We start from the raw sequence: 10,303 nt of genomic DNA, 5'->3' as shown, positions 1-10,303 counted from the left end.
GGTCCCGCAGGACGGGAAGGGGGCCCGGCCGCATCGGCCGGGCCCCCACCCAATGGAGCCCCGCGGGCTCCGCTGCACGGCGTCAGGCGCCGACGACGACCTCGGTGGCGTTCGGGTCGACCGGGATGCCCGGTCCGAACGTGGTCGAGACGGTCGCCTTCGTGATGTAGCGGCCCTTCGACGCGGAGGGCTTCAGGCGCAGGATCTCCTCGAGGGCGGCGCCGTAGTTCTCCGCGAGCTTGTCGAGCTCGAAGGACGTCTTGCCCACGATGAAGTGCAGGTTCGAGTGCTTGTCGACGCGGAAGTCGATCTTGCCGCCCTTGATGTCGTTGACGGCCTTGGTCACGTCCATGGTGACGGTGCCGGTCTTGGGGTTCGGCATCAGGTTGCGGGGGCCGAGGACCTTGCCCAGGCGGCCGACCTTGCCCATCATGTCCGGGGTGGCCACGGCGGCGTCGAAGTCGGTCCAGCCGCCCTGGATGCGGGCGATCAGGTCGTCGGAGCCGACGTAGTCCGCCCCGGCCTCCTCGGCGGCGGCGGCCTTGTCGCCGGTCGCGAAGACGACCACGCGCGCGGTCTTGCCGGTGCCGTTGGGCAGGTTCACGGTGCCGCGGACCATCTGGTCGGCCTTGCGGGGGTCGACGCCGAGGCGGAGGACGACCTCCACGGTGGAGTCGGTCTTCGCGGTGTCGAGCTCCTTGGCCAGGGCCACGGCCTCGGCCGGGGCGTACAGCGTGCCCTCGTCGATCTTGGCGGCGGCCGCCTGGTATGCCTTGCTGCGCTTTGCCATCTGCTTCTTCTCCTTGTGCAGTTGTGGTCTGCGGGCCGCGCTCGGCCCTGCCACGTCAATAACGGTGGGTGGTGTCAGCCGAAGCTGATCACTCGACCTCGATGCCCATGGAGCGGGCGGTGCCGGCGATGATCTTCGCGGCGGCGTCGATGTCGTTGGCGTTGAGGTCTTCCTTCTTGGTCTCGGCGATCTCGCGGACCTGGTCCATGCTGAGCTTTCCGACCTTCTGGGTGTGCGGGACACCCGAGCCCTTGGCGACGCCGGCGGCCTTCTTGATCAGCTGCGCGGCGGGCGGGGTCTTCGTGATGAAGGTGAACGAGCGGTCCTCGTAGACCGTGATCTCCACGGGCACGATGTTGCCGCGCTGGGACTCCGTGGCCGCGTTGTAGGCCTTGCAGAATTCCATGATGTTGACGCCGTGCTGACCGAGGGCCGGACCCACGGGGGGCGCCGGGTTGGCGGCGCCTGCCTGGATCTGCAGCTTGATCAGGCCGGAGACCTTCTTCTTCTTGGGAGCCATGTGCTGGTCCTTCTTCTGCTGGACGTACCGGCGCACAGGAGCGTACGACGGCGGGTGGCCACCGTGGCGCGGCGGCCGGGCGGCCCCGGCGGCGAAGCATGCACCGCGGAGGCCGGGAACTGGGGCGGGCCGGGCGGCCCGCAGGGCTCAGATCTTGGAGACCTGGTTGAAGCCGAGGGTGACGGGGGTCTCGCGCTCGAAGATCGACACGAGGACGACCAGCTGCTGGGACTCCACCTTGATCTCGGAGATCGTGGCGGGGAGGGTCTCGAACGGGCCCTCCTTGACGATGACGGACTCGCCGACCTCGAAGTCGACGTCGATCTGCGGCTGTGCGCTGGGCTGGGCGGCCGACTCGCCGCCGGCGCCCTGGGGGGCCTCGAAGACCGGGTTGAGCATCTCGAAGACCTCGTCGAGGCGCAGCGGCACGGGGTTGTAGGCGTCCTGGCCGACGAAGCCGGTGACGCCCGGGGTGTGGCGGACCGCGCCCCAGGAGGCGTCGGTGAGGTTCATCCGCACCAGCACGTAGCCGGGGATCCGCACCCGGCGCACGATCTTGCGCTGGGCGTTCTTGATCTCGACGACCTCCTCCATCGGCACCTCGATCTGGAAGATGTCCTCCTCCATGTTGAGGGACTGGATGCGGGTCTCGAGGTTCGTCTTCACGCGGTTCTCGTAGCCGGCGTAGGTGTGGATGACGTACCAGTCACCCTCCTGGCGGCGCAGCTTCGACTTGAACTCCTCGACGGGGTCCACGGCGGGGACCTCGTCCTGGACTGCGGGGGCCTCGTCCTGAACTGCGGGGGCCTCCTTGTCGGCGGGGGCCTCGTCGAGGGCCGGTTCGGCGGGAGCCTCGTCGGCGGCCGGAGCGACCGGGGCGTCGTCCGGCTCGTGGGCGGCCGCGAAGTCGTCCTCCTGCACGGAGGTCTCGGCCTCCGGCAGCTCCGGCGCCTGCTGGTCGACCTCGGCCGGTGCCTCGGTGCCGTTTTCGAGCTCGTGCTCGGTCACTGGATCTCCCTCAAGTTCTTTCGTGGATGTCGTGCTCTGCTGGGTCACGGTGGCCGGCCGCGCCGGTCCGTGCGCCGCCCGGATCAGCCGGCGGCGTCCCCCTGCCCGAAGATCCACAGGGCGGCCTGCCCGAATCCGAGGTCCAGGACCGAGATGAGCACCATCATGAACGCGACGAACACGAGGACGACCAGGACGTAGTTGACCAGTTCGTGCCGGGTGGGGGTGACCACCTTCCGGAGCTCCCCCACGACCTGGCGCAGGAACAGGAACAGGCGCCCGAAGATGCCGCGGGGGCTCTCGGCCCCCTGCTCCGGGGGCTGGCCCGACGCCCGGCCGGCGGTGGTCTGCGACATCGGCTCTCCCTGTGTGGACTCGTGCGTGCCGCGCGGTGCTGCCGGCCCGCCGTCGCCGGAGCGGCTCCCGGCACCCCGGTGCGGGGTGCCGGGGACCGTCCCGGACTGGAGCAGGGCAGACAGGACTCGAACCTGCAACCTGCGGTTTTGGAGACCGCTGCGCTACCAATTGCGCCACTGCCCTACGTGCCTCGCGAGTTCGGCCGGCGTGGGAACGCCGGTCTCGATCGCTCGGACCCGGTCACCGACTCTACCATCCGGCCCCGCCGCGACGGCGCGGCCGAGCAGGCGTCGATGACACCAGTGGACCATCCTAGGCGACCCGGGCTCCGGGGTGCAATCCGGGCGGGACCGTCGGCCGGGGCGCCGGTCCTGCCCGCCGGACCCCCGAGTAGCATGGGGGCGTCCGCACCGCCGTGGCCGCACCCGGCGGAAACCGTCCGTTCCCATCCAGGAGGCCCCCGGTCATGACCACGTCCCGCATTTCCCGGCGCGTCGGCGCCATCGCAGAGTCCGCGACGCTCGCCGTGGACGCCAAGGCGAAGGCGCTCAAGGCCGCCGGCCGTCCCGTGATCGGCTTCGGCGCCGGGGAGCCCGACTTCCCCACGCCCCAGTACATCGTGGACGCCGCCGCGGCCGCTCTGCAGGACCCGGCGAACTTCCGGTACACGCCGGCCGCGGGCCTGCCCGAGCTGCGGAAGGCGGTGGCCGAGCAGAGCGCCCGGGACGGCGGGTACACGGTGGAGCCCTCCCAGGTGCTCATCACCAACGGCGGCAAGCAGGCCGTCTTCCAGGCCTTCGCGACGGTCGTGGACGAGGGCGACGACGTCCTGCTGCCGGCCCCGTACTGGACGACCTACCCCGAGGCCATCAAGCTCGCCGGCGGCAACCCGGTCGAGGTCTTCGCCGGGCCGGAGCTCGGCTACAAGGTCACCCCCGAGCTGCTCGATGCCGCGTGGACCGAGCGCACCAAGGCGCTGCTCTTCTGTTCGCCGTCGAACCCCACCGGCGCCGTGTACTCCCCCGAGGAGACCGCGGCCGTGGGCCGCTGGGCCGCGGAGAAGGGGATCTTCGTGCTGACCGACGAGATCTACCAGCACCTCACCTACGACGGCGTGCCGTTCACCTCGATCGCCGCCGCCGTGCCCGAGCTGGGCGAGAACGTGGTCGTCCTCAACGGCGTGGCCAAGACCTACGCGATGACCGGCTGGCGGGTGGGTTGGATGATCGGGGCCCCGGACGTCGTCAAGGCGGCCACGAACCTGCAGTCCCACCTGACGTCCAACGTCAACAACGTGGCCCAGCGGGCCGCGCTCGCGGCCGTGTCCGGTCCCCTCGACGAGGCCCACCGGATGCGGGAGGCCTTCGACCGCCGCCGCAAGGTCATGGTCGAGGCGCTCAACGCCATCGACGGTGTGGAGTGCCCCACCCCGACCGGCGCGTTCTACGCCTACGCGGACGTGCGCGGTCTGCTCGGCCGGCGGTTCGGCGACGCGACGCCGCAGACCTCCGCCGAGCTCGCGGAGCTGATCCTGGAGAAGGCGGAGGTCGCAGTGGTCCCCGGCGAGGCCTTCGGCCCGTCCGGCTTCCTGCGCCTGTCCTACGCCCTGGGCGACGACGACCTCGCCGAGGGCCTGCGCCGGCTCCAGGAGTACCTGGGGGGCGCCGCGTGAGCGCCCTCGACGGCGCCGTGGCCGCGGCGGAGTCGGTGCCCGCGGCGGCACTCGTGACCGCGGGGCTGATCGGCGGGTATGCCACCGCCCGGGCCACCGGTGTCCGCCCCCTGGGCGGGGCCGTGCTGGCCGCCGCCGGCGCCGCGGCGGCCCACTCGTGGTGGCACCGCGGCGGACCGGGGACCACGGCCGCGCTCGGCGGGCTCTACGTCCTGGGCTTCGGGCTCTCCCACCCGCTGGCCAGGCGGATCGGGGCCTGGCCCTCGGTCCTGGCCGTGACCGCCGTCAACGCCGCCGCCAACGCCGTCCTGGTGGACCGTCCCGGCAGCTGAGCCGACACCGTCCCGCGGCGACGCCGCCCGCCCCCGGAAGGGGACGGGCGGCGTCGTCGTCCCCCGTGCCCGGGGCGCGCCTCAGTCGCCGACGGCGTCGCGGCCGCGACGGACGATCAGTGGATCGGGGGGATAGACCACGTCCGGGTCCTTGTCCTCGTAGTCGAACTGGTCCAGGAAGAACCGCATCGCGTTGAGCCGGGCTCGCTTCTTGTCGTTGGACTTCACCGTGATCCACGGGGCGTGGTCGGTGTCGGTGCGCAGGAACATCTCCTCCTTCGCGTCCGTGTAGTCCTCCCACCGGTCCAAGGAGGCCAGGTCCATGGGGGAGAGCTTCCAGCGCCGCACGGGGTCGATCTGGCGGATCGCGAACCGGGTGCGCTGCTCGTGCTGGGTGACGGAGAACCAGAACTTGGTCAGGTGGATGCCGGAGTCCACGAGCATCTTCTCGAAGACGGGGGCCTGGGCCATGAACTGCTCGTACTGCTGGTCCGTGCAGAAGCCCATGACGCGCTCGACGTTGGCGCGGTTGTACCAGGAGCGGTCGAACATCACGATCTCCCCGGCGGTGGGCAGGTGGCGGATGTACCGCTGGAAGTACCACTGGCCCCGCTCCCGGTCCGAGGGCTTGGTCAGGGCCACGACGCGGGCCGCGCGCGGGTTGAGGTGCTCGGTGAAGCGCTTGATGGTCCCGCCCTTGCCGGCGGCGTCCCGGCCCTCGAACACGATGACGTGCTGGAGGTCGTGGTCCTGGCCCCAGTACTGGAACTTCAGCAGCTCGATCTGAAGCTGGTACTTCTCCAGCTCGTACTCCTCCCGCGACATCCGCTCGTCGTACGGGTAGTCCTCCCGCCAGGTCTCCACGGCCGATCCCCCGGGGTCGATGAGGTCCGGGTCCGGGGACTGCCCGTCCCGCACCGTGTACCCCTGGTCGACCAGCTTGTCGATGAACACCCTCAGGTTCTCCCGGGCCGGTTCCATGTCCGCGCTCAACGCCACCCCTCCTTCCGGGCCCGGCGGGGCCCTCTCCGGCAGTCTAGGCCCGGCCCCGGGGGACCGGCGCGGGCGCGGGACGGCAGGGCCCGGCCCTGCCGCCGGGGGCCGGACTCACTAGACTGGGCGTGCCGGTGCACGCCCGGCCGCCACGCACGCCCCGCCCACCCGGAGGAGACTGTACGGATGAAGATCGGACTGCTGACCAGCGGCGGGGACTGCCCCGGACTCAACGCGGTGATCCGCGGGTCCGTGCTGCACGGGATCAAGACCTACGGGCACGAGTTCGTGGGCTTCCGCGACGGCTGGCGCGGGGTGCTCGAGGGCGACGTCATGGACCTCCCCCGCACTCGGGTCCGCGGTCTGGCCCGGGAGGGCGGGACCATCCTGGGGACCTCCCGCACGAACCCCTACTCCGGGCCCGGCGGTGGGCCGGAGAACATCGGGGTGATGCTCGAGCGCCACGCGATCGACGCGATCGTGGCCATCGGCGGGGAGGGCACCCTGGCCGGGGCCAAGCGACTGGCCGAGGCCGGGCTGCCCGTGGTGGGCGTGCCCAAGACCATCGACAACGACCTGCAGGCCACCGACTACACGTTCGGCTTCGACACCGCGGTCTCCATCGCCACCGACGCCATGGACCGGCTGCGCACCACCGGGGAGTCCCACCACCGGTGCATGGTCGCCGAGGTCATGGGCCGCCACGTCGGGTGGATCGCGCTGCACTCGGGGATGTCCGCCGGCGCCCACGCGGTGCTGATCCCGGAGCAGAAGGTCTCCATGGACCAGGTGTGCGCGTGGGTGCAGGAGGTCTACGACCGGGGCCGGTCCCCGCTGGTGGTGGTGGCCGAGGGGTTCATCCCCGAGGACCGGGAGGACGTGCTGGCCGGCAAGGGCACCGAGGCCGACGGCCGCCCGCGGCTGGGCGGGATCGGGGAGTACGTCACGCAGGAGATCGAGCGCCTCACCGGCATCGAGACCCGCAACACCACGCTCGGGCACATCCAGCGCGGGGGCGCCCCCACGGGCTTCGACCGGGTGCTGGCCACCCGCTTCGGGATGGCCGTGGTCGACCTCGTGCACGAGAAGCAGTGGGGCAGGATGGTCGCCATCCGCGGCACCGACATGGTCCGCGTCGACTTCGCCGACGCGCTCGAGGGGCTCAAGACCGTCCCGCAGCACCGCTGGGACGAGGCCCGCGTCCTCTTCGGCCGCTGAGGCTCGCACCCGGGACGCGGGTCGTTCGCCCGCGCTCCCGGGGCCGCACGCCTCGGAAGCCGCTGGGCTAGGCGCGCGCGTCCCGGGCGCCGCGGAGGAAGCCCGTCTGCCGTCCGACCACCTGGCCGGCGTCCGGCGGGACGACGACCTGCTGCGCCGCGGCCCACCGCTGCTCGCCGTCCGTGACCACGAGCTGGGCGGCGGGGTCGACGGTGCGCTTGAGCACGGCCAGCGCGATGGGGCCCTGCTCGTGGTGCAGCTGCACGGAGGTGACGCGCCCGGCCGTGCGGTCCCCCGCGAGCACGTCGGCCCCCGCGGCGGGCAGCGTGTGCTCCGAGCCGTCGAGGTCGAGCAGCACCAGCCGGCGGGGCGGGTGCCCGAGGTTGTGCACCCGGGCGACGGTCTCCTGGCCCTTGTAGCAGCCCTTGGCCAGGTGCACGGCGGTGCGCAGGAGGTCGAGCTCGTGCGGGATCGTGCGCTCGTCCGTCTCGGCGCCCCAGCGCGGGCGCCACGCGGCGATCCGCAGCGCCTCGGCGGCCCAGGCGCCGGCGAGCGGGAGGTCGAGGGTCAGGGCGTCGAGCTCGTCGCGGGGCACCAGGTGCTCCCACCAGGTGCGCTCCTCGCCCGGGTGGGGGCCGTCGAGGACGGCGTAGCTCCAGCCGCCGGCGGCGATCTCGGGCCAGGGGTCCCGCCACACGACCGTGGCGGGCAGACCGGGCACGGGGCCCGTGGCGCCGAGCACTGCCCACTGGCCGGTGCGGTCCTCGATCTCGACGCGCAGCGCGAAGCGCATGGACTCCAGCCACGCCACCAGGGGCGCGGTCTCGTCGGCCTCGGTGAGCAGCCAGGTGGTGGCGCCGTCGTCCACCACGTGGGGGGCGTACTCGATCCGTCCCTGCACGGACAGGAACAGGGTCTCGGTGCTGCGTCCGGGCTCGAGCCCGGTGAGCACCTGCGAGGAGAGTGTGGTGAGCCAGCTGAGCCGGTCGGGCCCGGTGACGGTGACGACGCCCTTGTGGGAGAGGTCGACCACGGTCCCGGGCGTCCGCACGAGGGAGCGCTGCTCCCGCAGCGGGTCGCCGTAGTGGGCGGCCACCCCGCGGTCCAGGTGCTCGGCCTCGACGGCGCCGGGTCGGTGGAGCAGGGGCGAACGGTGGTCGGTCACAGGATTCAGCCGATCTTCCGCAGCTGTGCGGAGGCGTGGGTGGCCAGGGGTTCGCCGAGGGCCGCCATGTCCCAGGCCCAGAACAGGTCGCCGTGGACGAGTCCGTACATGCGGGTCGAGGAGCTGTACTCCTTGGCCCCGCGGGCGCGGATCACGGCGTCGGTGGCGAGGTCGATCCGCGGGCCCTTGATCTGACCGGCGTAGAGCTCGGCGACGCCGCCGGGGTGGGTCAGGGTCACGAGGACGTCGAAGCCGCCGTCCGCGTTGCGCATCCGCTCCACGTCCTCGGCGCCCTGGATCACGGGCACGAGGTCCGGCGGGAGCATGCCGGGCCCCACGTCACCGTCCTCGAGGGTGCGGTCGAGCTGCCAGAAGCCCTGTTCCACGGTGGCCGGGCGCATCGGCTGCCCCTCCTCGTCGAGGAGCGTGGTCTGCGCCCGGTACTCGAGGAACGGCAGTCCGTTCTGCTCGAACGTCACGTGCTGGCGGAAGGGCCGTTGCTCGACCTCTCCGTAGCCCATGAAGCCGTCGCCCTCCCAGGTCCCCAGCAACCAGGCGAACGGGACGAGCTCGGGCGTCAGATCCGAGGGGATCTCGATGGGCACGGGACTAGTGCTGTCCCTTGAACAGGCCCAGGACCACCTTGAGGGAGATCCCGGCGATGAACAGACCGGAGATGCCGAGGAGGGCGAGGTAGAAGATTTCGAGTGCAAGCATGGTCCCTAAACTACCACGGTGCTCACCAGTCGGGCAGTGAAGACGGCCCCCACCCCGAGGAACGCCACGGGGGTCACGCCGAGTGCCACGACGCCGCGCTTGAGCGAGCTCGGCGGGGCCGCCGCGATGACGCGGCCCCCCACGAGGGCCACGAGCGCGGCCAGGACCACCCCGACCACCACGAGCAGTGCGGGGTCCGAACCGGTGGCCCGGTAGTCGCCGGCCAGGGCGATCCAGCCGGAGGAGCTGACCGCGGCGAGCACGCCGGCGGTCGAGGCGATCGCGGACTCGAGCCGGTGCTCGGCGCCCTCGCCGCGCACCAGCTCGGCCGCGAACACGGTCATCAGGGCCACCCCGACGACGGCGGGCAGCCAGACGAGCTGCTGGCCGGGCAGGAACTGCACGAGCAGGGCCGCGACGATGCCGGCGGCGCTCATGATCACGTTGTGGCGGTGCCTCGCCTCGATGCCGGTGGCCGCCGGCCAGCCGAAGCCGATGACCACGGACATCCCCAGCGCCAGGAGCAGCGGTGCGGGTCCGGCGACCGCGACCGCGGCCAGGGCCGCCACGAGGCCGACCACGCTGCACGCGGCGATCATGGCGTATCTCATGGCGATCGGGTTCCTGCACTGTCGAGGGTCGGGACCTGCGCCCGGGCGGACACGAGCAACGATAGCGGCTCGCCGCGGGGCGCGGGCCGGGCGCCGGACAGGGACGGGGCGCGGGACGCCCCGGGCCGGTGGCGTCGCGGAGCCGGACGCGGGCCCGGACCTATACTGACAGCTCAGTCCGTACGCCAGAGTGGAGAAGCACGAGTGTTCCAGATCCTGATGCTGACCGACGCGGACGGACCTTCGGCATCGGTGCTCCCGGCCCTCGACCTGCTCAACCACAAGGTCTCGGTCGCCCCGTCCCGGACCGTGTCCGGCAGCCTCGACGGACGGTCCCCGGACGTGGTCCTGCTGGACGGGCGCACCGATCTGATCACCGCGCGCAACCTCGCCCAGCTGCTCACCGCCAAGGGGCTCGCGGCGCCGCTGCTGATGGTCCTCACCGAGGGCGGGATGGCGGCCGTGGCCGCGAACTGGATGGTCGACGACGTCGTGCTCGACACCGCCGGCCCCGCGGAGGTCGAGGCCCGGCTGCGCCTCGCCTCCTCCCGCACGGCCGAGGTCCCCGAGGACGACACCCGCATCCGTGCCGGCTCCGTGGTCATCGACGACGCCGCGTACTCCGCGCACGTCAACGGCCAGCCCCTGAACCTGACCTACAAGGAGTTCGAGCTGCTGAAGTACCTGGCCCAGCACTCCGGCCGGGTCTTCACGCGCGCCCAGCTGCTGAGCGAGGTCTGGGGGTACGACTACTACGGCGGCACCCGCACGGTGGACGTCCACGTGCGGCGTCTGCGCGCCAAGCTCGGCGCCGACCACGAGCACCTGATCACCACGGTGCGTAACGTGGGCTACAGCTTCGCCACGACGCGGGCCCGGGAGAGCTGAGCACCACCACCCCGGCCCGCCCGTCCCGCACC

The 10,303-nt window shown here is 72.1% G+C and carries 12 protein-coding genes and 1 tRNA gene; 4 read left to right on the top strand and 9 right to left on the bottom strand.

Going from position 1 to position 10,303, the window contains the following annotated elements; genetic code table 11:
• Positions 1-82: 82 nt before the first annotated feature.
• The 5 genes from rplA to ACH9D2_RS00870 form a co-directional block, all read right to left on the bottom strand.
• Positions 83-790, bottom strand: a complete 708-nt coding sequence (rplA, locus tag ACH9D2_RS00890; protein ID WP_396360844.1) for a 50S ribosomal protein L1 — start codon at positions 788-790, stop codon at positions 83-85.
• An 88-nt stretch (positions 791-878) separates the two neighbouring features.
• Positions 879-1,310 carry a 50S ribosomal protein L11 gene (rplK, locus tag ACH9D2_RS00885; protein WP_368799086.1) on the bottom strand — a complete coding sequence of 144 codons (432 nt, stop codon included), beginning with the start codon at positions 1,308-1,310 and terminating at the stop codon, positions 879-881.
• 147 nt (positions 1,311-1,457) lie between these two features.
• Positions 1,458-2,318: a transcription termination/antitermination protein NusG gene (gene nusG, locus ACH9D2_RS00880; protein ID WP_396360842.1), complete on the bottom strand. Its 861-nt coding sequence runs from the start codon at positions 2,316-2,318 to the stop codon at positions 1,458-1,460.
• A gap of 83 nt (positions 2,319-2,401) precedes the next feature.
• A complete protein-coding gene (gene secE / locus ACH9D2_RS00875) occupies positions 2,402-2,674 on the bottom strand; it encodes a preprotein translocase subunit SecE (protein WP_396360840.1) in 273 nt (90 codons plus the stop codon).
• 111 nt (positions 2,675-2,785) lie between these two features.
• Positions 2,786-2,858 (bottom strand) — tRNA-Trp (locus tag ACH9D2_RS00870).
• Positions 2,859-3,141: 283 nt separating this feature from the next.
• Between ACH9D2_RS00870 and ACH9D2_RS00865 the strand changes: the two genes are divergently transcribed.
• Together ACH9D2_RS00865 and ACH9D2_RS00860 are read left to right on the top strand one after the other, a co-directional pair.
• The gene (locus tag ACH9D2_RS00865) at positions 3,142-4,347 is read left to right on the top strand and encodes a pyridoxal phosphate-dependent aminotransferase (RefSeq protein WP_396360839.1); all 1,206 of its coding nucleotides are present in this window, start codon (positions 3,142-3,144) and stop codon (positions 4,345-4,347) included.
• Positions 4,344-4,679 carry a hypothetical protein gene (locus ACH9D2_RS00860; protein WP_396360838.1) on the top strand — a complete coding sequence of 112 codons (336 nt, stop codon included), beginning with the start codon at positions 4,344-4,346 and terminating at the stop codon, positions 4,677-4,679. Before ACH9D2_RS00865 ends, ACH9D2_RS00860 begins: the two co-directional genes overlap by 4 nt.
• A gap of 81 nt (positions 4,680-4,760) precedes the next feature.
• Here the strand turns inward: ACH9D2_RS00860 and ppk2 are convergent, their stop codons facing one another.
• Positions 4,761-5,660 (bottom strand): polyphosphate kinase 2, encoded by a 900-nt coding sequence (gene ppk2 / locus ACH9D2_RS00855; RefSeq protein WP_396360845.1) that lies wholly within the window; start codon positions 5,658-5,660, stop codon positions 4,761-4,763.
• A gap of 198 nt (positions 5,661-5,858) precedes the next feature.
• On the opposite strand from ppk2, the gene ACH9D2_RS00850 reads away from it, so the two are divergent.
• Positions 5,859-6,890, top strand: coding sequence for a 6-phosphofructokinase (locus tag ACH9D2_RS00850; RefSeq protein ID WP_396360836.1), 1,032 nt, complete (start codon positions 5,859-5,861; stop codon positions 6,888-6,890).
• A gap of 67 nt (positions 6,891-6,957) precedes the next feature.
• Here the strand turns inward: ACH9D2_RS00850 and ygfZ are convergent, their stop codons facing one another.
• From ygfZ to ACH9D2_RS00835, 3 genes are all read right to left on the bottom strand, one after another.
• Positions 6,958-8,055 carry a CAF17-like 4Fe-4S cluster assembly/insertion protein YgfZ gene (gene ygfZ / locus ACH9D2_RS00845; protein WP_396360834.1) on the bottom strand — a complete coding sequence of 366 codons (1,098 nt, stop codon included), beginning with the start codon at positions 8,053-8,055 and terminating at the stop codon, positions 6,958-6,960.
• A 5-nt stretch (positions 8,056-8,060) separates the two neighbouring features.
• Positions 8,061-8,660, bottom strand: coding sequence for an FABP family protein (locus ACH9D2_RS00840; protein WP_396360833.1), 600 nt, complete (start codon positions 8,658-8,660; stop codon positions 8,061-8,063).
• A gap of 117 nt (positions 8,661-8,777) precedes the next feature.
• A complete protein-coding gene (locus tag ACH9D2_RS00835) occupies positions 8,778-9,383 on the bottom strand; it encodes a hypothetical protein (RefSeq protein WP_396360832.1) in 606 nt (201 codons plus the stop codon).
• A 204-nt stretch (positions 9,384-9,587) separates the two neighbouring features.
• On the opposite strand from ACH9D2_RS00835, the gene ACH9D2_RS00830 reads away from it, so the two are divergent.
• Positions 9,588-10,271, top strand: coding sequence for a response regulator transcription factor (locus tag ACH9D2_RS00830; RefSeq protein ID WP_396360830.1), 684 nt, complete (start codon positions 9,588-9,590; stop codon positions 10,269-10,271).
• Positions 10,272-10,303 lie beyond the last annotated feature (32 nt).

The organism is Kocuria rhizosphaericola (assembly GCF_044462205.1).
Lineage (GTDB): Bacteria > Actinomycetota > Actinomycetes > Actinomycetales > Micrococcaceae > Kocuria > Kocuria rhizosphaericola.
This window is presented reverse-complemented; position numbering and strand designations above follow the sequence as displayed.

Bases quoted from the DNA above. Each gene is read 5' to 3' on its own strand.
- rplA (WP_396360844.1), bottom strand. From the start codon at position 790: ATGGCAAAGCGCAGCAAGGCATACCAGGCGGCCGCCGCCAAGATCGAC.
- rplK (WP_368799086.1), bottom strand. From the start codon at position 1,310: ATGGCTCCCAAGAAGAAGAAGGTCTCCGGCCTGATCAAGCTGCAGATC.
- secE (WP_396360840.1), bottom strand. From the start codon at position 2,674: ATGTCGCAGACCACCGCCGGCCGGGCGTCGGGCCAGCCCCCGGAGCAG.
- ACH9D2_RS00865 (WP_396360839.1), top strand. From the start codon at position 3,142: ATGACCACGTCCCGCATTTCCCGGCGCGTCGGCGCCATCGCAGAGTCC.
- ppk2 (WP_396360845.1), bottom strand. From the start codon at position 5,660: ATGGAACCGGCCCGGGAGAACCTGAGGGTGTTCATCGACAAGCTGGTC.
- ACH9D2_RS00850 (WP_396360836.1), top strand. From the start codon at position 5,859: ATGAAGATCGGACTGCTGACCAGCGGCGGGGACTGCCCCGGACTCAAC.
- ACH9D2_RS00835 (WP_396360832.1), bottom strand. From the start codon at position 9,383: ATGAGATACGCCATGATCGCCGCGTGCAGCGTGGTCGGCCTCGTGGCG.